Origin of the sequence: Paenisporosarcina sp., assembly GCF_049671445.1 — a bacterium.
Lineage (GTDB): Bacteria > Bacillota > Bacilli > Bacillales_A > Planococcaceae > Paenisporosarcina.
The window spans coordinates 53,773-76,505 of sequence record NZ_JBATUX010000023.1 but is presented as its reverse complement, the minus strand read 5'-3'; the positions used below and the strand labels follow the sequence as shown (position 1 = coordinate 76,505).

16 protein-coding genes are annotated in these 22,733 nt (G+C 36.5%); 2 read left to right on the top strand and 14 right to left on the bottom strand.

The window, feature by feature from the left end; translation table 11 throughout:
- Positions 1 to 14: 14 nt before the first annotated feature.
- The 5 genes from WBG45_RS03690 to dapF form a co-directional block, all read right to left on the bottom strand.
- Entirely contained in the window at positions 15 to 2,822 is a 2,808-nt protein-coding gene (locus WBG45_RS03690; RefSeq protein WP_424412438.1) for a 2-oxoglutarate dehydrogenase E1 component, read from the bottom strand.
- Positions 2,823 to 3,051: 229 nt separating this feature from the next.
- Positions 3,052 to 4,449, bottom strand: coding sequence for a HAMP domain-containing sensor histidine kinase (locus WBG45_RS03685; RefSeq protein WP_424412437.1), 1,398 nt, complete (start codon positions 4,447 to 4,449; stop codon positions 3,052 to 3,054).
- A 5-nt stretch (positions 4,450 to 4,454) separates the two neighbouring features.
- Positions 4,455 to 5,129, bottom strand: coding sequence for a response regulator transcription factor (locus WBG45_RS03680; protein ID WP_424412436.1), 675 nt, complete (start codon positions 5,127 to 5,129; stop codon positions 4,455 to 4,457).
- A 63-nt stretch (positions 5,130 to 5,192) separates the two neighbouring features.
- Positions 5,193 to 7,223, bottom strand: coding sequence for a PAS domain S-box protein (locus WBG45_RS03675; protein WP_424412435.1), 2,031 nt, complete (start codon positions 7,221 to 7,223; stop codon positions 5,193 to 5,195).
- Positions 7,224 to 7,238: 15 nt separating this feature from the next.
- The gene (gene dapF, locus WBG45_RS03670; protein WP_424412434.1) at positions 7,239 to 8,216 is read right to left on the bottom strand and encodes a diaminopimelate epimerase; all 978 of its coding nucleotides are present in this window, start codon (positions 8,214 to 8,216) and stop codon (positions 7,239 to 7,241) included.
- A 352-nt stretch (positions 8,217 to 8,568) separates the two neighbouring features.
- Here dapF and WBG45_RS03665 point away from each other — a divergent pair, with 352 nt between their 5' ends.
- Positions 8,569 to 9,120, top strand: a complete 552-nt coding sequence (locus WBG45_RS03665) for a GNAT family N-acetyltransferase (protein ID WP_424412433.1) — start codon at positions 8,569 to 8,571, stop codon at positions 9,118 to 9,120.
- A gap of 42 nt (positions 9,121 to 9,162) precedes the next feature.
- Here the strand turns inward: WBG45_RS03665 and WBG45_RS03660 are convergent, their stop codons facing one another.
- Positions 9,163 to 10,239 carry an undecaprenyldiphospho-muramoylpentapeptide beta-N-acetylglucosaminyltransferase gene (locus WBG45_RS03660; RefSeq protein ID WP_424412432.1) on the bottom strand — a complete coding sequence of 359 codons (1,077 nt, stop codon included), beginning with the start codon at positions 10,237 to 10,239 and terminating at the stop codon, positions 9,163 to 9,165.
- Positions 10,240 to 10,486: 247 nt separating this feature from the next.
- On the opposite strand from WBG45_RS03660, the gene WBG45_RS03655 reads away from it, so the two are divergent.
- The gene (locus WBG45_RS03655) at positions 10,487 to 11,842 is read left to right on the top strand and encodes an MATE family efflux transporter (RefSeq protein ID WP_424412431.1); all 1,356 of its coding nucleotides are present in this window, start codon (positions 10,487 to 10,489) and stop codon (positions 11,840 to 11,842) included.
- A 24-nt stretch (positions 11,843 to 11,866) separates the two neighbouring features.
- Here WBG45_RS03655 and WBG45_RS03650 read toward each other — a convergent pair whose 3' ends face one another.
- The 8 genes from WBG45_RS03650 to WBG45_RS03615 form a co-directional block, all read right to left on the bottom strand.
- The gene (locus WBG45_RS03650; RefSeq protein ID WP_424412430.1) at positions 11,867 to 12,940 is read right to left on the bottom strand and encodes a Ger(x)C family spore germination protein; all 1,074 of its coding nucleotides are present in this window, start codon (positions 12,938 to 12,940) and stop codon (positions 11,867 to 11,869) included.
- The gene (locus WBG45_RS03645; protein WP_424412429.1) at positions 12,924 to 13,958 is read right to left on the bottom strand and encodes a GerAB/ArcD/ProY family transporter; all 1,035 of its coding nucleotides are present in this window, start codon (positions 13,956 to 13,958) and stop codon (positions 12,924 to 12,926) included. The genes WBG45_RS03650 and WBG45_RS03645 overlap by 17 nt, the downstream gene beginning before the upstream one ends.
- A complete protein-coding gene (locus WBG45_RS03640) occupies positions 13,955 to 15,385 on the bottom strand; it encodes a spore germination protein (protein WP_424412428.1) in 1,431 nt (476 codons plus the stop codon). Before WBG45_RS03640 ends, WBG45_RS03645 begins: the two co-directional genes overlap by 4 nt.
- Before the next feature lie 160 nt (positions 15,386 to 15,545).
- Positions 15,546 to 16,979 (bottom strand): glycogen synthase GlgA, encoded by a 1,434-nt coding sequence (gene glgA, locus WBG45_RS03635; protein ID WP_424412427.1) that lies wholly within the window; start codon positions 16,977 to 16,979, stop codon positions 15,546 to 15,548.
- An 18-nt stretch (positions 16,980 to 16,997) separates the two neighbouring features.
- The gene (gene glgD, locus WBG45_RS03630; RefSeq protein WP_424412426.1) at positions 16,998 to 18,104 is read right to left on the bottom strand and encodes a glucose-1-phosphate adenylyltransferase subunit GlgD; all 1,107 of its coding nucleotides are present in this window, start codon (positions 18,102 to 18,104) and stop codon (positions 16,998 to 17,000) included.
- Positions 18,105 to 18,119: 15 nt separating this feature from the next.
- Positions 18,120 to 19,277 (bottom strand): glucose-1-phosphate adenylyltransferase, encoded by a 1,158-nt coding sequence (locus WBG45_RS03625; RefSeq protein WP_424412425.1) that lies wholly within the window; start codon positions 19,275 to 19,277, stop codon positions 18,120 to 18,122.
- Complete coding sequence (gene glgB / locus WBG45_RS03620; RefSeq protein WP_424412424.1) at positions 19,267 to 21,216, bottom strand: 1,4-alpha-glucan branching protein GlgB; 1,950 nt, start codon at positions 21,214 to 21,216, stop codon at positions 19,267 to 19,269. Before glgB ends, WBG45_RS03625 begins: the two co-directional genes overlap by 11 nt.
- Before the next feature lie 446 nt (positions 21,217 to 21,662).
- Positions 21,663 to 22,685 (bottom strand): glycoside hydrolase family 15 protein, encoded by a 1,023-nt coding sequence (locus tag WBG45_RS03615; protein WP_424412423.1) that lies wholly within the window; start codon positions 22,683 to 22,685, stop codon positions 21,663 to 21,665.
- Between the last annotated feature and the right edge of the window lie 48 nt (positions 22,686 to 22,733).

Sequence of the window (22,733 nt, the reverse complement as noted above, 5' to 3'; positions counted from 1 at the left end):
AATCAAATCGGTCTTTAAAGTGAAACTGCTTCTTCTATAATGCGAGATTGCTCAGTTTTGTGAGCTTCGCCATCGCCTTCAGCCGGACTTGAACGCTTAACACGTCCAATATATCTAACACTCTTCGCTCCTGCTAAATCACGTAAATATGGATCTGCAAAAGTCCAAGAACCCATATTTTGTGGTTCTTCTTGTACCCATGCAATTTCTTTCGCATTTGGGAAACGTTCAACTATCGCTTGAATTTTTTCAGAAGGGAATGGATACAATTGCTCAACTCGAACTATGTGAAGATGATCAAAACCTTTACCATCTTTTACTTTATCGGCTAAATCAATTGCCATTTTTCCACTAGCTAGTAAAATGCGTTCCACTTTTTCAGTTTGATTGCCTAAACCAGGTTGCTCTAGAACCGTTTCAAATTGACCTGATGCTAAATCAGCTACTTCAGCGCCAACAAGTGGATGACGTAGTAATGATTTTGGTGAAACGATAATTAATGGTCTCATTGTTTCTTCACCAAGCATTTTAGCTTGACGACGTAAAATATGGAAATAGTTTGCTGCACTTGAAAGATTCGCAACTGTCCAGTTATTTTCTCCTGCCATTTGCAAGTATCTTTCTAAACGAGCACTTGAATGCTCCGGTCCTTGACCTTCATAAGCGTGTGGAAGTAACATCACTAATCCGGATTTTTGACCCCATTTTGCTCGGCTAGCAGAGATAAACTGATCAAACATAACTTGAGCCATATTTGCAAAGTCTCCATATTGAGCTTCCCAAATAACTAACGCTTTTTCATTTTCTAAGTTATACCCAAATTCATAGCCTAAAACAGCAGCTTCTGTTAATGGGCTATTATAGACAACGAATGATGCGTTCGCATCTGAAATATGATGAAGTGGAACAAGCTCCGCCCCAGTTTTTTCATCATGCAACACAAGATGTCTATGGGCAAATGTCCCACGTTGTGCATCTTGACCAGTCATACGAATAGGATTTCCATCTTGTAATATTGAACCTAGTGCTAATGTTTCTGCATGTGCCCAATCAATTTTCCCTTTACCATTAAAAGGTTCTTCACGACGCTTAAGAATCTTTTCAAGTTTCTTAAATGCCGAAAACTCAGATGGCCATGATAATAACTCAGCATTCATCTTCACTAGTGCTTCTTCTTTCACACCAGTTGGAACTTCTGGATAACCATTCAATACAACTTCTGGAATGACAATATCTTTATGTTCCGCTTCAGGAACTTCTCTTACACGATCAAAGGCATCTTGCATCGTTTTTTGAATGTCAGCTTGAAGTTTTTTCACTTCTGCATCTTCAACAACTTTTTCCGATACTAATTGTTTACCATAAAGTTCACGTACCGTTGGGTGTTTATGTATTGCGTGATACATAGTTGGATTTGTTACTAACGGCTCATCCATTTCATTGTGACCAAAACGACGATAACCAATTAAATCTATCAAGATGTCTTTACCAAATTTTTCACGGTATTCAAATGCTAATCTAGCCACTGCGATTACCGCTTCAACATCATCAGCATTTACATGGACTACAGGTACTTCGAATCCTTTAGCAGGGTCAGAAGAGTAATGTGTCGAACGAGAATCATAATATTCTGTTGTAAAACCAATCATATTATTTGCGATGACATGAATAGAACCACCTGTTTGATATCCACGTACACGACTATAGTTTAATGTTTCAGTAACAATCCCTTGACCTGGGAAAGCAGCATCCCCATGAATTAATACAGAATATGCAGCTTTTTGATCCTGAGCAGCAACACCTGTTTTTGTTGTAACCTCTTGAGCGGCACGAGTTTGCCCTACAACAACTGGACTAACTACTTCTAAGTGAGAAGGGTTATAAGCTAGTTTTACTTTCAAACCAGATTTAGCTGTATGTGTAGCTCCCATGTGATACTTCACATCGCCGAACCATCCTGTAGTAATTTCTAAGGAATCATCTTTTGGTAAAAATGACTCGTTAGGAACATGTGCAAAATCTGCAAACATCATGTCATACGGTTTATTAATAATGTGTGTTAAGACATTTAAACGTCCACGATGTGCCATACCAATTAATATTTGCTTAGTATGTTGTTTTTCCGATTGACGAACTAATTCATCAAGTAATACGACTAATGTATCTAATCCTTCAATTGAAAAGCGTTTTGCACCTACGAATGTACGGTGAATGAATTTCTCAAAACCTTCAATTTCAGATAACCGTTCAAGTAAAGCTTTACGCTCTTCTACCGATAATTCAACTTTCATAGAAGATGATTCAATTTTAGACTGAATCCATTGACGTTCCTGTGAATTAATAATATGAGCAAACTCATATGCAATCTTATCAGTATAAAATGATTTCAAATACTCGATTGCTTGTGAACCATTTTGAATATGACTAGGCGCATTTTTCATTAATAAAGAAGCTGGAATCTCTACAAGATCAGCTTCTGATAATCCATATGAAGAAGGATCCAATCGAGAAGAATCTTTTGGACGATCATTTAATGGATAAATATCCGCAGCTAAATGACCATGAGCTCGAATTGCGTCAGCTAATTGAACAGCTGCTAATACTTTCCCAAAGTTATTTGAATCTACTTGATTAGCTGCAGAAAAATCGACAGCGTCTTCAGACACTGTTGGTGCGCCATATTCTTTAAACAATTCGACTAAATCCGCATCTACAGATTCAGGCGATTCCAAATAAACATCGTACATTTCTAATACATAACCTAAGTTTGGACCTGATAATTTAGCCCATGGTGACCCGTTCGGTGTCCCGTTTTTCAACATTTAGAAAACCCTCCAACTTTTGCCAAGCGGCATTTCCTATTTCTTTTTATACATACTGTACTATTTTATCACGTTATAACTTGATATCAAAGGAATCAAGCATGAGGAAATACAGAATTTTTTTTCCATTTCAATCTTACTCTTATCCCTAGAAAATACAATGCTTTTCAGTAAATTAAGCAAACTTTTTCTTAATGTCGAAATAACTCGTATTTTAGACAAGGAATATTCATTTAGTAAGTGGGAAAACCATTGAAAAAGTTGAACCTTTATCTTTTTCACTCTGCACAATAATTGAACCCCCAACATTTTCCATAAGTAATTTCACAATGCTCAAACCTAACCCACTTCCACCTAAGTCTCGTGAACGTGCTGAATCAACACGATAAAAACGATCGAAAATTTTCGAAACGTCTGATGGAGAAATTCCAATCCCTTGGTCCTGTATATGAACGATGATTTCCTCGAGTTTACTTTCGTACGAAATAGAAACATGTGCAGGTTCTTTACTATATCTAATCGCATTTGTTAAGATATTACGAATAATTTGTTGGTAGGCGTTTGATGTAATATGAACATTAATTACTTCTTGTACAGGCAGAACATGATTAATATTCACGAACGGGTGAACTTGCATGATTTCTTCTATTACATCCTTGGTGAGCTTCACTATATTCGTTGGTGGACGTTCTTTCATTTGTTCTCCGCGTGCTAATTCGAGCATTTCGTCTATTAATGTTTTCATTTGATTAACTTCACGTAAGGATATTTCCAATGACTCTTTCAAAATAACAGGATCATCTTTTCCCCATCTATTTAACAACGCAAGATGACCTTCCACCACTTGGATGGGGGTGCGTAATTCATGTGATGCATCAGCCATAAATTGCTGTTGCTGTTCAAACGATGACTTTAACTTCCGCATCATAGTTTCATACACGGCAATAAGTTCACCAACTTCATCTTTGGCATCATAGGCAATTGCTAAGTCTTTTTCAAATCCATGTGCTGCAACATCATCCATGGATGATTTAAGGTTTTGAAGAGGTCTTAATAAGTATGTTGCCAGCATGTACCCAATCCATCCTGATAATAACAAAGAACACACGCTAAACATCAACATGGCAGTAATAATATAAGTCATCATGGATTGGAAGCCTTTTAATGGGTGCTCTAGCTGTACATACCCAATAAATTCCCCAAGTTGTATATTACCTATCGCTGAAATTGAAGAAGATTTGTCCGTATCTAGCGAATATCCATTGTCTGGTAAGTCAATGTTATCAAATGCAGGAAAAGTAGATGTATTGTTGATTTGTAGTAACTCAATACCATCAGAATTTAATAAACGAACCGTTTGGTCTTTATCTACTATTGATGTCATTAATCCTTTATTTGATTGAATATCTTGGACAGTTAAATAAGGACCTTGTGATTCGAAAAAACTAGTTAAGTCATGCATAGTTCGATTTACTTCTTGTTCTTCTTGTTGATACAACCATCCTTTTAATGCGATATATAAAATGATACTCATCACTGCAAAGCTCATGAAAATGACGGCACCAGAACTTATAGCCCATTTCTTTTTCAATGATTGTGATGCAATAGAGTGTTTCCACCGTTTCATCCTAGTCATTCTCGCATCACATACCCGACTCCTCTTACCGTTTCTATGTAACTTGCTGCTTCTTGTGGTAGCTTTGACCGCAGATGACGAATATAGACATCTACCACATTCGTTTCGATGTCAGCTAAATAGCCCCATACGTTTTCTAGAATCAAGTCCCTTGTGACCACTCGATTTTTCTGTTGAATTAAGTAAACAAGTAAATCATATTCAGTTTTGGTTAAATCTATGCCTATCTGGCTAACTTCGACACGGTGTGCAGTCGTATCAATCGTAATCTTCTTAAATTCTAAAACTGAGGTTTCTTCAGTTACTTTACTTGTTCTTCTTAAGACGGATCTTATTCTAGCTAGCAACTCTTCGATAGCAAATGGTTTAACTATATAATCGTCAGCACCTGCATCAAGACCTGCAACTCTGTCCATTACTGCATCTCTGGCTGTAATTAATAATATGGGGATTTGAGAGAATGAGCGGATTCTACGACATACTTCAATTCCATTCAACTCTGGTAACATTACATCCAATAAAACCACATCAAATTCCAGGGATTTTGCTGCTTCAAATCCACCTCTTCCAGATATATGATGAACGACATCGAACCCTTCATGACGTAACTCTAGTTCGATAAAGCGAGCAATGTTTTTTTCATCTTCCACAAGTAATATGCGATTACCCATTCCTTCACCTTCTTCCTTATTTTCAAAAAAACCGCTCCAATTACGGGAACGGCTTTCAATAGTTCATTGTAAATAAATAAGGTGTTGATTTTTCCCCATACGTTTTACTTCATATAACGCTACGTCTGCTTTTTCCATTAATTCGTCAATCGTGCTCCCGTGATCAGGATAAAAAGATATACCAATCGATGTAGTTGGAGTGAAAATGTTTTCTTTAATAGTCCATCCTTTAAGCAAAGTCGTTTGGATGTTCTTTATTATTAGGTTTATTTCTTCGTTTCTCATTTGTGGTTCATTAGACAAATGGGTTAGTAAGATGACGAATTCATCTCCACCTATGCGTGAAACTAAATCATCGGGTCGAACACTAGCCAAAAGTGCTTTGCCGAACATCCGAATAAATTCATCCCCAACATCATGTCCAAATGAGTCATTAACTGATTTAAAATCGTCTCCATCAAGGAAAAGAATGCCTATTGTCGAATCACTTGATTTAGCAAGCGAAACAAATTGATGAAACTCTTTTAATAAATAACTTCGATTTGGCAGATTTGTTAAGCTATCGTGATATGCCATAAAGCTAAGATGCTGTTCTAGCTTTTTTCGTTCGGTTATTTCTCTCGAAACTATAACATGTTGCAGTTCCCCAGGGCGTTCACGGTCTTTAACTGCCATAATCGACGTTTCGGTCCACAGCTTCTCTTTATTTTTCCTGCAATATTGTAATTCTAAGCGAATTTCGTCAGTTTCATTAACTCGCTTTGAAACATCATTTTCCCAGTAATCACGATACTCATTAGCGAGCATACTACTAAATTGTTTATTAGCTATTTCTTCATCTGAAAACCCAAGTATTCTTTCATGAGATGGAGATGTATATAAAATACATCCACGCTCGTCCGTAATTGAGATTAAGTCATTCGTATTTTCAGTTATCAAATTAAATGTTTTTTCGATTGATTGTAAATCTATCATCACATTCTTCTTTTCAGTAATATCAAATTGAATAACAAGAACGTTCTCAATGTTTTGTAATTCATTGTATAGCGGAATAATCGTTGTATCTCCCCAGTAAAATGTACCATTGCTCGCTCGATTTTTAAGCTCACCACGCCACATTTTATCTTTCATCACGTCTCTCCACATACGCTTTATATTGAAATCATTGTAATGGTCCACTTGTAATGTGCTAATATGTTGACCCATCATTTCATGATTTAGAAAACCAGTAATTTCTTCAAATAAATCGTTAGCATATACGATGACGCCTTTGGAATCTGTCATTAGTACCATAGCAGCTTTACTAATGGCACGTTTATAACTTTCCAAAATGTGTCTAGTGTTTCGAAGACTTTCTTTAAGCTCGACTTCATCTGTAACTTCTTGAAGCAAAATATACATAGCAACAGTTTCTCCATTTTTCTTTATAGGAGAATAACTGACTAGAAATGTACCATCGTCACCTGTCGATTTTATTCTCTTTACGAGAACAGACGATTTGCCTGTGCCTTGTAAATTTGTTTCAAAATGATGTTCAACTTGGTTCCGCTCTTTCGAAGGCACAATGGGTAAGTTTAAATAATGTTTTCCGCGCCACTCTTTCAAATTGTAGCCAAAAATCTCTTCAAATTTGGGATTCATGTCGAAGATCTTCCCATCCTTAGTAACGACGATTGTTGGATCTACTGTCATGTTTAGTAATGATTGCATGAATAAATATTTTTCCTCAATTTCTTTTTGAGAGGATACTTCTTTTGTAATGGCCAGTATATATATTCCTTGGTCAGTGTGTATAGGTTTTACTGTTGTTTCATTTACTAATTCAACATCAGAAAACAAAAAGAAATCTTGAAAGGTCACTAACTTATTATCTTCAATCGCTTTTATGTAATGTTCATGAATTTCTTTTGCATGTGTGGGCGATACCATTTCCTGCAAAGTAGAGTGTATCGGATTCTTTTTAAAGATGAGTCTTGCACTTTGATTAATAAAAATATACTCAAATGAGTGTTCTTTTTGCAGTAAAAAGAACACCAAATCTGGCGTATCCTCATATAGTAAATCAAATTGTGCTTGAGTGAAAAAATGTTCCATCTAATTTCAACTCCTCTAGTTGCGAGACCATCCATCTTTAATACGTTGTTGAGCTTGTTTTTCTAATTCTTTATATTCTTCAATTTCATTTTCGTGAAGATTGATAGAATTACAGAAAAATTCTCCATCTATTGATAGTTCTCCTGAATGTGTGGCGAAAAACGTTGCATTGCCAATTAGTGATAAATGAACCTTGTCATTACTTTGTTCAATTATGCACTTTACAAAACCGCCTGGATTGTAAACGGTCACTTCGCCAAACGGAACCAGTTTAATAATTGCAGAAACTAGTGCGGAAGCAGTCATTGCAGTACCACATGCATTAGTGAAACCTACTCCTCTTTCAAACGTTCTAACGAAAATACTTGACTCATCTACAGGATGAACAAAACTAACATTTACACCATCCGGAAAGTAATCATTTTCTCTATTAAAAGATGAGGAAAGCTGTTCTTGAAACTGTGATTCTTCAATATACTTAATTGGAACAATGCCAATTAAGTGAGGATTTGGTACGGACACTGCAGTAAAATGAATATCTGCTGCAAATTCGGGTATTACCTCATTCATGACACGATCGTTATTAGCATACGTCATAGGCAAAGAGGTTAAGTCGAACGATACCGGCGAAATTTCAACTGCATATGTTTGCATACTCTTAAACATTGGATCAACTTCTTGTACAGTTAATACGGCTTTCATTGTCTCAATTGTAGCTTTAGTTTGCCCTAGTTTTGTTAAGACATATCTTGCTACACATCTTAAGCCATTACCACACATAGAAGCTTCTGAACCATCCGCATTGTAAACACGCATTTTAGCATCAGCTTTAGTAGATTTTGAAATAATTAATAACCCATCTGCTCCATTTTCATTAGAAGGGTCGCACATTTCTTGTGCAGTTAAAGGCCAATTATATGTCATGTTAGGCAGTTCTTCGTGCAGATAAAACGAGTTGCCAGAACCGTGAACTTTATGAAATTCGATAATCATTATAATCCCCCTAATAACTTTATCTTTTCATGATAAATCTTATCGAAAACGGTTACAACTATTCATTGAAAATCGTGTCTTTAATTTGTAACAAAACTTACACAAATTTCACGATAATTTTTGTTTGCATTTTGAAAAAAAATTAGTATAGTAAATATGCAAACAATTTTATAAACGATTTATTCACCATAAATCGTGAGGGAAGGCAAATGGTGCGCCACCAGCATTGCGACTGGTTCTAGTGGGTTCGATTCCCACCCCGGAATTTTTTATGCACTACAAAATGAAAAATTTCGAGGGGCTAGAGCCAGACCTAGGTCTATATCTCTGCCCCGTTACGGAGGCGTTATTAATGATAAAAAGACGTGAGTTACAAGAATGCGGTCACTTATTCGAGTACTTATCTCACCCATCTGTCTTCCCTTTCGTGCGTCAAAAAGCAACTTCAGCTGAAGAATTTTTGTTTATGACGAAACAGTTAATGGAAGAAGAAGAACGCGGAGAAGTTATTTCGCGCACGATTACTGATGATTACGGTATGCCAATTGGCACCATAAATTTATATGATATTCAAGATCAAGCTGGTTTTTTAGGGACTTGGATTGGTCAACCTTTTCAAGGTAAAGGCTATAATCTAAAAGCTAAAAACCTGTTCTTAGAAGAACTTTTTTATCAACATGAGATCAATACCGTGTTTTTACGAATTAAGAAACATAATGAAAAGTCAATCCGAGCTACAGAAAAATTAGCTTATACCATGAATGCAAAAGACTCACATCCAACCTTATTTGAAGAAATTAATGCTGGCGAACATCAATATGAGCTTTATCAAATACCTAAAGATTTATTCTACTTATCAACAGCAGCTTCGCGATTTACAGAAGAGGAAGAGCAAGCAATGTAAAGAAAATACCGCCTACACAGATTCTTGTGAAGGCGGTATTTTTCATTTAGCATAAGAGGTTATTAATCTCACCATCTCATCTGGTGTTTTCGGAAGTTCCGAGTTTTCCATTAAGAGTTGCATATGATCTGCTCGTTTGGATAAATCTTTTAATGTGGTTAAAAAAGTTGTTGGCGTAACTTCTTCTTCTTCAAGTACTGAAGCCCATCCTTGTTTTTCAAAAATTTTAGCATTTAATAATTGATCTCCTCGACTTTGTAGCTTAGACAAAGGGATTAAGAGCATCGGCTTGCGTAAAGCTAAAAATTCAAAAATTGAATTTGAGCCAGCTCGAGAGACAATTACATTTGATGCATGTAGTAAATCAGGTAATTCTGTTGTGACATATTCAAATTGTTTATAACCTGATACAGCTTGTAAAGTCTCATCAACTTTTCCTTTTCCACATAAGTGAATGATGTCATATAATTTCAGGAGATTTGTCAGGTTACTACGGATGGCTTCATTGATGACAGCTGAGCCTTGGCTCCCTCCCATAATCAAAAGGACTGGTTTTAACCCACTATAGCCACATAAGCGAAGACCCACTACTTTCCGTCCTTCAAAAAGCTCAGAACGAATGATTGATCCTGAACAACTAGATTTATCTGAAGGCAAGTGTTTTAACGTTTCTGGAAAAACGCTAAATATATGATGTGCGAATGGCATGGCTAGTTTATTTGCAAGACCTGGTGTAACGTCTGATTCATGAATAACAACAGGAATACCAGATAACTTCCCTGCCATCACAACTGGAACAGATACGAATCCACCCTTTGAAAAAATGACCGATGGCTTTACTTTTTTTATTATTAATAACGCTTCAAGTAAACCTTTCGCTACTCTTAGAGGATCAGTAAAGTTTTTAACAGAAGCATATCGTCTTAACTTACCACTTGAAATGGCATGGTACTTTATATGAGGAAAAGCATCTCGAATTAATTCCAATTCAATTCCATCTTTTGATCCAATGTAATGAATTTCGAAAGATTGTTTTTCTAATGTCGGAATAATTGCTTGGTTAAGCGACACGTGGCCTGCAGTTCCTCCACCTGTTAATACAATTGTTTTTTTCTTCATATGTAAATCTCCTATCTTCAACGCATTCATTACTTTCGAATTCGAAGTTGTTTTCGTACCATTTATTAATTAAACTTATCCTTTACATAATATACACTATTTCCAGACTTAACATGAACGTCATCTGCAAAACACCTCAATAGGTTAGTTTTTTATTAATGAAAATTCCGATAACATACACATTCTATTTGCCTGTATTAAATGTGCTATACTGAGGGAAAATTTGTAGAAATTAGGGTGATCCCATATGCATGAAACAACACAACTTAAAGAAAAATGGTCGCTCATGCTTAAAATTGTTTTTCCGATTTTAGTCACACAAGTTGCCTTATATTTAGTTTCATTTTTCGATATATTAATGGCCAGTCGATATGGCAGCGAGGATTTGGCTGGAGTTGCAGTTGGTTCTTCTTTATGGGTACCTATATATACCGGCTTAGCAGGAATCCTTCTTGGAATCACTCCTATTGTTGCCCAATTAATAGGAGCCAAAAAAAAGCATGAAGTGAAGATTATTGTTCAACAAGGACTATTTTTATCCCTAGCCCTTTCCGCCATAATTATTATCGTTTTATTCATTGCTATAGAACCGATTCTGCAGATGATGACATTAGAACCACGGGTTGAAAGTATTGCAAGATCATATGTGTTGGCGATGATCATCGGTATTATTCCTTTATTTGCTTATACAGTTATACGATCTTATATGGACGCATTAGGTAAAACAAGAATCACCATGATCATTACGTTACTATCTGCACCTATTAATATTTTCTTCAATTATTTGCTCATATTCGGTAATTTTGGTTTTCCAGAACTCGGTGGTGCGGGGGCAGGTTATGCTTCAGCGATTACATATTGGTTAATCTTTTTAATTGCTGTAGGTGTTGCTCATAATCTTCAACCATTTCAGCAATATGAACTTTTTAAGGATTGGACAAGCGTTCAATTTTCAAAGTGGCGGGATATTAGCTTTATAGGAGTTCCCATCGGTTTATCAATTTTTGCTGAAACGAGTATTTTTTCTGCCGTTACACTCATGATGAGCACATATAGTACTGCTGTCATTTCTGCTCATCAAATCGCATTAAACTTCACTTCGTTACTGTACATGATTCCATTAAGTATTTCGATTGGCGCCACTGTCTTAGTTGGCTATGAAGTTGGAGCGAAGCGCTATAAAGATGCACGAACTTATAGCTGGTTGAGTGTTGGAACAGCTATAATCATCAGCTTCTTCTCTTCGTGTATTTTATTTTTCTTCAGAGAACAGATCGCCACTTTATATACAGCAGATGAAACGGTCATTCAGTTAACGATTCAGTTCTTCGTATTTGCTGCACTATTCCAGTTGTCAGATGCAATTCAAGCACCTGTACAAGGGTCTTTAAGAGGCTATAAAGATGTCAATGTCACATTCATCATGGCGATTATTTCTTACTGGGTCATTGGTTTACCTGTAGGCTACCTTTTATCCAAGTACACTGATTTCGGGCCTTTTGGATACTGGATTGGCTTGATAGTAGGTTTAACTGTAGGTGCTATTACGTTATCAGCAAGACTCATTCGTATACAACGAAAAAAACAAGACACAGTCCAATAAAGATTGTGTCTTGTCTTTTTTAGCCTACTTTAAAATCCCAGTGCGTTTGACTTCTACTTGCATATCAGTTTTTATTTTAATTTCACTGAATGTTTCATTCCAATCGCCTTTTTCCCATGTCGCTGGATGGAACGCTCGAACCCTCCGACCAATTCCAATAGGATCACTTTTTGCTTCTTGAAGGACTTCAACTAACTTTACTGCTTCTTCTTGAAGTTGTTTAGATAGAAATTTTTCTATTTCTTTTCTTCCCTCATCTAGAGCTATATGGTCTTTGGCATATTCCTGAACATCGACTTTTAATTCATAAGAAAGAGTTATTTTATTTTCATCCATTTTACTCAAATCCCATTTTTTCTTGATATCTCTGATTACAGCTGTTACAGGGGTTTCTTTGTAGGTAAATACGAAATTAGCATTCTTCCCCATATCATCCTTCATAACAGACAACATTCTAGCTTGGTCAATTGTTAAAAAAGCCCCTGTATATTCTCTGCCATTAAACAGAGCGATACCTTTTAATTTCTGGGTACTTGCTTCTTTATCCATTGTTAAATATGGCAATGTAAGATCGATTCCATTATCAAAAAGTATAGTGCAAACCGTTTGGAGGTCGGTTTCTGGATAAATAGAAGCAATTGCTAAGCTTTCAATGAATTTTTTATAATATGAACCCGCTTCATCCTGTAATTCGTTCCCTAATACAATAAAAGGCTCGGGACTCCCTTCTGTAATAGCAATATATGTGCTTAATTGATTTCGGGCATTTCGAAAATAAACATCCAGATATTCATACAAATCAGTTTTTGCCGTCTCTTCTGAATATAAAAGAACCGATAATTTGGAAACATCAATTGATTGATTAGAATTTAAATCAGCATCGTTTCGGGTTTCGCGTGTTGATTTGCCTTCTCCTTTTACAACCTCAGAAGTCGTTACCCCTTCTTTTATCGTAGGGACGCTGAAATAAGATGTCAGCTCTCCAATCTTTCCTTCGTGCCCAACCATCGAAACGACTGCAAAGTCTTTGTATTGGCGTTCATCCCAACATCCACTCAGCATAAATACACAAAAAACAATACTAAGCTTTTTTTTCATGCTTATCCCTCCACTTATTAATCACAATAACGAAGAATGGAATAATGATCGAAAATAAAAAATGTCCATAAATAAGTAGATCGCGTGAAATCATAAATAAATCCCTAGCAATAATTATTAAAGGCAGACCGAAGAGTAGCAAATGAAGAATCACTTTTTTTATCGTTACTGATTTGGCGGTCTTTCTTTTAAGAAACAGACTAATTGTAAATATCAGGTACACTACAGTAATAATGCTCCATGTCATCCAAATGAAAATGAAGAAAAGATCTAAACGCTCAATAAATGTGACTTCCTGAGATTTCAATATATATACTAGTGGTTCAGGAATAATCTTAATTTCATCCAATGCAAAGAAAAGTAATATAAAGACAACCGTAAATAAATAAAAACCACTGATTACTAAAATATATTTGAGGATGGACTTCACATTTACTTTTTCTGATTGCAATACGAAGCCTCGATAAAATAGATATATTTCAGTCCCAATAAATGCAGACTTCGCTTCTTTTAAACCTACACCCCATTCTTGTAAAGAAATGTTTCCCATCGGAAATAAATTGGTCCACACTAAGTCTGGTATTGCCAATGCTAAAAAAATAAAAATTAACGGAAATAGTGGGAGTAGCATAACACCTAAATTCATTACTGATTCCGGTCTACTGATATTTGCATAGAAAGAAATCAGAACGACTGCCCCAATAATCACATATGGTGGGGTCAATGGGAACGCCCATACGCTAAGCGATTTTTGTATAAAAGCAAGAAAAGTAACAACAAGAAGTAACCAGTAAGCTGAATACATCCATTGCAAAAATTGATTTACTTTAAAATACGTATGAAATTTTTCATATAAATAAAATTGAATGAACTGCAAAACACAGCAAGCAAGAAAAACAATCCATGCATCACGTCCAACAACGTCAATTAAAGGTGATTGAAATGATAAAAACATTGAGCCAGTTTGTATAATAAATAATCCGAGGAAAAATTGATTTTTTGAAATAGAAAAAGTCATGTTTTTTCCTCTCCACGTTCCTTAACCGTTTTTTCTGGCACAAAAGATGATGCTTGTACATGTGGTTTGGTAAACGGTAAACGTAAAAAGATTTCTTTAAAGACGAGTGGTTTAAAAGGAACTACTGGATAAAAGTAAGGCTGATTAAGAGATCTTAAATTAATTAAATGAATGAAAAGAAGGATCGTGCCAATCGCAATACCAAAGAAACCAAACATAGAAGCAGCTAGCATAAATGGATACCTTAGCAAACGAATGGTTGTATTCATTTCTATAGAAGGAATTACAAAACTTGAAATAGCTGTGAGGGCAACGACGATGACCATCATATTCGACACTAACCCTGCACTGACAATCGCATCTCCAATTACTAAACCACCAACAATACCAATGGTTTGACCAATGGGACTCGGAAGTCGAATACTGGCTTCCCGTATAAGTTCAATGGTTATTTCTAATATTAATGCTTCTATAAATGGTGGATAAGGAATTTCGTTCACAGAGGTTTTTACCGTTTTGCTCAGCTCCAAAGGTAGGACTTCAAAATGGAAACTAACAATAGCAATATAAAATGCTGGCAAAAAAATTGCCGTTAAAAAACTGAAAATACGTAATAACCTATAGAAAGATCCCACGAGAACCCGACCATTAAAATCATCTGGCGATTGGTAAAATGAAAAAAACGTGATGGGACCAATTAACGCTGTAGGCGACTGATCAACCAAAATAACTACTTTTCCTTCCATTAGGTTTGATACGACTTTATCTGGGCGCTCAGTTGTCATCAGTTGTGGAAAAGGTGACCAAACGGTATCTTCAAGGAAATCGGCTAGATGACCAGAACCAATTAGATACTCAGTATCGATTTTTCTTAATCGATTATCCAATTCATTTAAAGTTACTTGGTCCACTTTGGATTCTATATATAAATAACATATTGGACTTTTAGAAAAACTACTTACCACTACTTTGCGTACGACTAAATTCGGAATGGTTAACTTTCTGCGAATCAATGAAATGTTGACATCCATGCTTTCTACAAAACCATCATGTGAACCTTGAACGATTTGTTCACTTGATGGTTCCATTGGAGCCCTATAAGGTGTACGCGGCAAGTTGATTCGTAATAGTAGATTTGATTTCACAAGAATAATGACAGATTCTCCATTGCAAACATACTCCACTAATTTTCCAGGATGAAATGCTTCAACTGAAGAACTTGGTGTTTCTCCCCAATTGGGTAGTTCTTCTTTCTGCCTTTCTTGAATCATTTTAAGTTGCTCACTTATTACCCCGTGATCCATCATTGATGAAAACTGACAAAGGATTGCTTCGTCACCTGACCAATCGATTTCTCGGACGATTAAATCGGAAGAGTCATGAAATAATTCTTTGACATAGACCGATAGTTTACTGAAAGATTCCATGATATCACCCCATTTTCTACTTAGTTTAGGGATAATACTCAACATTTAAACCATCACTTTGCTTTAGAATTCAAGATATACGGAAAAGTTCCTTATTCCCATTGAAAAACATCAAAAAAACCATTTTCCGAATAAGTCGGAAAATGGTCTTTAATTTATTTTAACGTCTATTTAAGAGATCTTTATAGATTTTCAAATATTGTTGCGACGATGATGTCCAACTAAAATCAAGCTCCATTGCATTCTTTACCAACGCTCCCCATTCATCGGGTTGAGAGCGATAAAGTGCTACTGCTCGCTCAATCGTATAGAGCATTTCATAGGCATTATAATTAGCAAAGCTAAAGCCATTTCCTTCACCAGTATATTCATTATAAGGAACAACAGTATCCTTTAATCCTCCTGTTTCACGAACGAGTGGTAGCGTCCCGTAACGAAGAGATATCAGCTGTCCAATGCCACACGGTTCGAATTGTGATGGCATCAAGAAAAGATCAGATCCTGCATAAATTTTTCTAGCTAAGGATTCATCAAAATATAGGTTTACTGAAACATTATTCTGGTAGTATTCAGCAAAGTATCTAAACGAATCTTCGTACTGCGAATCACCAGTGCCTAATAATACGAATTGGACATCCAAGCCAATTATTTCATGAAAGACATGGAGAATTAAATCAATTCCCTTTTGATCAACTAATCTGGTTACCATTGAAATGATCGGGATGTCTGCGTTTACAGGTAATCCGAGTGTTTCTTGGAGATTCGTTTTATTCTTTGCCTTGCCTTTTTGACTATCAAATGGAAGGGAAATCAATTCGTCTCGCGTTGGATCATAGGAGTCATTATCAATGCCGTTTACGATTCCACGAAGGGTAGAACCCTTTTTCCGCAGAAATCCATCGAGCCCTTCCCCGTAATAGGGTGTCTGTATTTCTGACGCGTATGTAGCACTCACTGTGGTCACACAATCAGCAAAGGCTAGTCCTCCTTTTAAATAACTGATATTGCCATAGAACTCTAATGCGTCCATGTGGAAATATAAATCACTCAAATTTAGTAAATCAGCAAGTACCGATTTAGGATACACACCCTGATAGCGTAAATTATGAATAGTAAACACGGTTTTGATTCCATTGTACAATGGCTGATTTACATAATGAGCCTTCAGAAGCACTGGAATTAAACCAGTTTGCCAATCATGACAATGAATAATTTCGGGACTTTCTTCTAAGTACGGCAACGCCTCTAAAACAGCACGGGAAAAGAAAGCGAATCGTTCCCCATCATCTTCAAAGCCATAGCTACCATGTCTCTTAAAATAATATTCATTATCAAGGAAGTATATAGTGATTCCTTGATAATGAAGTTTTTCAATACCACAAAACTGATTTCTCCAACCTACAGGAACTTCTATACTTTTAATCCATTGCATTTGTTCACGATACTCAGGTGGCAAATCACCATATTTAGGGAGTATCACGCTAACGTTTACCCCTTCTTCATGTAAAGATTGAGGCAAGGCGCCAATAACATCTCCTAGCCCCCCGGTCTTTATAAATGGGACGCACTCTGAGGCTGCAAATAAAATATTCATGCTAGTGTCCCTCCAGTTTTAAACGACTTCTTCTTTTTTAATTACCGTCGGCTTCTTTCTCGCGGTAATGACTTGATCCTTAGTAATGATTACTTGTTTATCCGTAATAATATTTTCGACTTGTGCTCCTTCTTCAATATCACCCTTTTGCATAATGATACTGTTTTTTACAATAGCACCTTTTCTGACTTTTACCCCTCTGAAAATAATACTATTTTCAACTGTACCTTCAATGATACATCCGTTGGCAATTAAGGAATTAGACACATTTGAAGACATTGCGTATTCGGCAGGTGCTTCATGCTTAATTTTCGTAAATACTTCCCATGAATCATAAAAATAATTGCGAAGAATTTCAGGGTTAAGAAATTCCATACTACTAGCATGGTACGTTTCAAGAGAATGAATAAACGGCATATGACCTGTAAAGTGATAGCCTTGTACATTGAGTTCCTTAAGATTTGCTTTCACAACATCTTTCAAGAAATCATATTCTTCATACTCAATACAATTCTTTATTAGATCAATTAATAGTTGTTTTTTGATCACATAAGTTTCTAAACAAATATGATCTCCTTTTGCAGGTGAGGTATAAAGGTTAATATCTCGAACTATACCGTTAGGATCCACTGATAATTGATGATAAAGTGGTCTATTGACAGGCTTCCCATCAAAATCCTTATAGAGTACTGTAATATCAGCTTCATTGTTTTCGTGCTCTCTAATTACTTCGTTAAAGTCAATTTTACAAATATGATGCCCAGGTGCAATGATAACTGTGTCTGCAGTTGCCCTCTGGAAAAATTCTAAATGATCATAGAACTGCTGTATATCTCCTTTGATTTTTTCATCAGGGTGAATGGAAGGAAGAATAAATAGTCCTTGTGAACGGTGATCAAGATCCCATTCCTTCCCTGAACCCAAATGGTCCATGAGTGATCGATATTTATCTTTTGTAAAAATGGCAACCTTACTGACAGAGACATTCATAAAGTTTGACATCGTAAAATCAATCATTCGGTAGCGCCCGCCAAAAGGTACGGAAGCCAGGCAACGATGGTGAGTCAGTTCTTTTAATATGGGTCTTTCATTTACTAGATTAATTACACCTAATACATTTCTCATTTAAGTTACCTCCCTTTATAACGATTGCAACAAAGCACTTTCCGAAGAAATCCGCTGATTTTCACCAATTAAAGTAAGCCCTTGCTCAGAGTCTTTGATGACTGCACCATCTTCGAAAACCGTTCCACTGCCGATAATCGCTTTTTCAATCGTGACATTATTACCGATTTTCACGTTTGGCATGATGACAGAATCTTTTACTATAGTGCCGCTGCCAACTTGAACATTATAAGAAAGAACCGAGTGTTCGACCTTCCCAAACACTAAACATCCTTCATTGACTAATGATTGTTTTACACTAGCCTCTTTAGAGATAAATTGTGGAGGGTGATTGGCATTCCCAGCGTATATTTGCCAGTTATGGTCTCCAAGTTCGAAAACAGATGGTTCTGCCAATAAATCCATATGAGCTTCCCATAGGCTTTCAATCGTACCAACATCTTTCCAGTAGCCTGTAAACCGATACGCTTGCAAATTTGCCCCATCTTCCAGCATCTTTGGAATAATATCCTTCCCAAAGTCATTAGTCGAATTGCTATCTTTTTCGTCTTCTGTTAAATATTTTTTAAGATGTTTCCAATTAAAGAGGTATACACCCATTGAAGCCAAATTACTTTTTGGATTCTTTGGTTTTTCGTCAAATTCAATGATTTGATCAGCTTCATTAGTATTCATGATGCCGAAGCGGTTTGCCTCTTCCCATGGCACTTCAATAACTGCAATGGTGGCATGAGCACCTTTTTCAATATGATTTTCAAGCATTTTATTATAATCCATTTTGTAAATATGATCTCCTGAGATTACAAGTACATATTCCGGATCATTATGATCGATGAAGTGGAAGTTTTGATAAACGGCATTGGCTGTTCCTTTGTACCATTCTCCCCCATCTTTCCCTTGATACGGTGGTAGCATTGAAACCCCTCCATTATTGCGGTCAAGATCCCACGGACGACCATTGCCAATATAAGAGTTCAAAATATGCGGACGATATTGAGTGAGTACTCCTACGGTATCAATACCCGAATGTGTACAGTTGCTTAATGTGAAATCGATAATACGATATTTCCCACCAAACGGCACTGCGGGTTTAGCTAAGTCGCTTGTTAATTCTCTGAGTCTTGAACCCTGGCCACCTGCTAAGAGCATGGCTACCCATTTTTTAGATTTCATGTGCAATGACTCCCTTCTGTCTTGCTTTTGTCTGTTTCTTAAAAATCGTAATACCAAGTGGCGGCACAGTAATTTCCATGCTGCAAGGTTGGTTATGGTGTGGCATTTTAGTTGATTGAATTGCCGAGCTATTTAACTGATTTGATCCACCAAATGAAGAGGCATCACTAGTAAATGCTTCAAAATAGGTTCCATTTGATGGAACACCAATTCGATAGTTATGGTAAACATCTGCAGAGAAATTACAAACAATCACACAATAATCTCCTTTGCGTTTACCTTTTCTCATAAACGTAATGACGCTTTGATTTGCATTGTCCGCATCAATCCATTCGAAGCCCGCTTGCTCATGATCGAGACGCCAAAGTGAATTGGTTTCTTGATAAAATCTATTTAACTGTTTGAAGTAATGAAAGAAATTGCGATGCGAGTCAAAATCTAAAAGCATCCAATCTAATTCATCTTTGAATTTCCATTCATCAAACTGACCAAACTCACTGCCCATAAATAAAAGTTTTTTTCCTGGATGAACGAATAAATAACCCATCAACAAACGTAAATTGGCAAATTTCTGCCAGTAATTACCTGGCATTTTATTAACTAATGACCGTTTCCCATGGACCATCTCGTCATGTGAGAATGGCAAAATATAATTTTCCGAGAATGCATAGAAAAATGAAAAGGTTAATAACTGATGGTTCTTCGGACGTTCACTCACATCAAGTTTCATATATTTTAGTACGTCATTCGCCCAACCCATGTTCCATTTATAATTAAACCCTAGACCACCCTGGCTTGTTGGACTGGTTACTAGCGGCCAATCAGTGGCCTCCTCAGCGAACATGAGTGCGTTCGGATACTTTTTGAAAATGGTTTCATTTAACTTCTTTAGAAATTGAACAGCTTCCACATTTTCTTCTCCGCCATACTGATTCTTTAACTTTACTGGAAGCGGATTATCATGATTTAAATAAACAATCGAAGAAACCGCATCGACTCGGAATCCATCTACATGGTAAACATCCATCCAAAACATGGCATTAGAAATCAAGAAACTAACCACTTCTGGTTTACTATAGTCAAAGCTATAGGTTCCCCAAATTGGTCTCTCAGCACGCAATGGATCTGTTGATTCGTATAGAGGTGTTCCATCGAAACGACCAAGACCCTGGATATCCTTACAAAAATGAGCAGGAACCCAATCAAGAATTACCCCAAGCCCTTTTTGATGGCACTGGTCAATGAAATACATTAATTGTTCAGGTGTTCCATATCGGCTCGTTGCTGAATAAAATCCAGTAATTTGGTAACCCCATGAGCCATCAAACGGATGCTCCATCACAGGCATTAATTCAATATGCGTAAAGTTGTTCTCAACTGCATAATCGACTAAATCATCCGCAAGTTCTTGATACGTATAAAATTCTCCATCTTCTTTTTGTTTCCATGAAGCTAGGTGTACTTCATAAATCATCATTGGTTTGTGGTATATATCTTTTTTTACTCGCTGAGCCATCCATTGATGATCTTGCCAATGATAGTTATCTAATTTATAAACGACTGATGCTGTAGCAGGACGTAGCTCCGTATAAAAAGCATATGGATCTGCTTTTAATTCTTTGTGTCCATCCAGTCCGGTGACCTCATATTTATAAATATCTCCGTGGGAAAGCTCAGGAACAAATAGTACCCAAATTCCTGAATGGTCAATACGTTCCATTTGGTTTTGGTATCCATTCCAATGATTAAAATTACCGACGACGGATACTTGTTTTGCATGTGGTGCCCAAACGGCAAAGCGCACTCCTTGAAAACCATTTTCAGAAAAAACATGTGCCCCCAGTAATTTATAACTTTCGTACAGTGTTCCTTCATGGAAAAGATAGATATCAAAGTCACTTGGATATAGATGTTCTGGCAACTTCAGCAATTTTTCCAATTTAACACCTCCTCCACTCTATGTGAGTAGTTGTTTTTTTATCATTTCTTATCCTAGTTTATTCGTCGTAAGTTATTGAAATCCTCTAAAATGAGCAGATTTTTGTCAAGATTATGAAGTATATAGTGGAAAAAGATTGGCTTTCATCCTAATTTCAGATGAATATTCATTCAGTTAGAATATTTAAGCTTCAACTTGAATACAAGTTACAAGATTTGCTACCCAGTTGGGAAAGCTTTTAAATGTCTTATAAACGTTCAAAACATTTTGTCATTCTTAGTTTCAGGCAGCTTCAGTCACCAAAATACTGCTCCTTGGTTTAGAGTATAAAGAGGTGTGAGTGACCTGAATTTCTTAATAAAACAAAAAGGAACGAAGTGAAAAATCACTTCGTTCCTTTTTGCTATTGTGAATTAATATCGTACTCACTTTATTATATGATCTATTCAATCATTTCCGGTAAGTTGAGTCGAAGCTCTATGACTCATTCGGTTTAAAAATAAATAAGATAAAGCAACTGACCATGCAAGTGGCGTGTTACCATTCGGGATATTTTTACCCCCGATATATAATTCAGGGATCTCCCAATTATTAGGGATCAGGCGCTCCGTTTTAAGTACATATTCAAATGCTTTTTCATACATACCTAATTCAAAATAACATAATCCCAACCAAGGTAACCCAAAGCACCATTCTGCTTCGCTACCTTCGTTGTAGTATTGATCATTTGCATAACGGATGCAGCCATTTTCTCTTTCGAGACGCTGTGTGACTCTCTCAATAATCTTAAGAGCTGTTTTGCGTTCTACAATTCGATAAGGATAGATTAGTGATAGCAAGGCTAAATCGGTATCTTTTGTTGCGCTTTCTCTTGGCAAAATAAAGCGTAACGTTTCTTCTCCTTTTTGGATAAGTTCGTCTCTTACGTTTACAAGCATCTTCACTGAATGCAATCCAGCTACGCAGGCACCGACACTTGAAGCATGTAGTTCAATATTTTCTTCCCACATTCCATTATCATGTGCTTGCCAGTATTGGAGACATTCAAGATAGTCGACTAGCTTTTGGACGATATCAAGATCTTTGTCATCGCGTATAACCTTTCGGCCGTTGCTAACACCTTCTCCTACTCCCCACAAAAATGCACCAATTGCATCATTCTGTGCATGACCCCACTCTTGAGGGATCTCTTTTAATTCAGTTGAGTATCTTGCATGGATATATTCAAAAAGGTGAACTGGTTTTTGTTCACGGTGAATGTCGATTTTCCATTCATATCTTTTAAACAGGTCGAATAAAGCATGGTATGCTTTTTCATAGCGATCAGAACTGTTTTGTAAATAAGGTAGAACGGTATATACTACATCACGTATCCAAACGAAATTATAATCCTTCGAAATACTTGCTGTATATGCACCATTTGGAAGGCGCATGCGATCTAAAACCTCTAATGCATCATTAATTTTCATATACAGACACCTCCAAAATTTATATGCTTACAGTTATCGTTAACCATA

Excerpts from the sequence above, each read along its gene's own strand:
- WBG45_RS03690 (WP_424412438.1), bottom strand. The coding sequence starts at position 2,822 with ATGTTGAAAAACGGGACACCGAACGGGTCACCATGGGCTAAATTATCA.
- WBG45_RS03685 (WP_424412437.1), bottom strand. The coding sequence starts at position 4,449 with ATGAAACGGTGGAAACACTCTATTGCATCACAATCATTGAAAAAGAAA.
- WBG45_RS03680 (WP_424412436.1), bottom strand. The coding sequence starts at position 5,129 with ATGGGTAATCGCATATTACTTGTGGAAGATGAAAAAAACATTGCTCGC.
- WBG45_RS03675 (WP_424412435.1), bottom strand. The coding sequence starts at position 7,223 with ATGGAACATTTTTTCACTCAAGCACAATTTGATTTACTATATGAGGAT.
- dapF (WP_424412434.1), bottom strand. The coding sequence starts at position 8,216 with ATGATTATCGAATTTCATAAAGTTCACGGTTCTGGCAACTCGTTTTAT.
- WBG45_RS03665 (WP_424412433.1), top strand. The coding sequence starts at position 8,569 with ATGATAAAAAGACGTGAGTTACAAGAATGCGGTCACTTATTCGAGTAC.
- WBG45_RS03660 (WP_424412432.1), bottom strand. The coding sequence starts at position 10,239 with ATGAAGAAAAAAACAATTGTATTAACAGGTGGAGGAACTGCAGGCCAC.
- WBG45_RS03655 (WP_424412431.1), top strand. The coding sequence starts at position 10,487 with ATGCATGAAACAACACAACTTAAAGAAAAATGGTCGCTCATGCTTAAA.
- WBG45_RS03650 (WP_424412430.1), bottom strand. The coding sequence starts at position 12,940 with ATGAAAAAAAAGCTTAGTATTGTTTTTTGTGTATTTATGCTGAGTGGA.
- WBG45_RS03645 (WP_424412429.1), bottom strand. The coding sequence starts at position 13,958 with ATGACTTTTTCTATTTCAAAAAATCAATTTTTCCTCGGATTATTTATT.
- WBG45_RS03640 (WP_424412428.1), bottom strand. The coding sequence starts at position 15,385 with ATGGAATCTTTCAGTAAACTATCGGTCTATGTCAAAGAATTATTTCAT.
- glgA (WP_424412427.1), bottom strand. The coding sequence starts at position 16,979 with ATGAATATTTTATTTGCAGCCTCAGAGTGCGTCCCATTTATAAAGACC.
- glgD (WP_424412426.1), bottom strand. The coding sequence starts at position 18,104 with ATGAGAAATGTATTAGGTGTAATTAATCTAGTAAATGAAAGACCCATA.
- WBG45_RS03625 (WP_424412425.1), bottom strand. The coding sequence starts at position 19,277 with ATGAAATCTAAAAAATGGGTAGCCATGCTCTTAGCAGGTGGCCAGGGT.
- WBG45_RS03615 (WP_424412423.1), bottom strand. The coding sequence starts at position 22,685 with ATGAAAATTAATGATGCATTAGAGGTTTTAGATCGCATGCGCCTTCCA.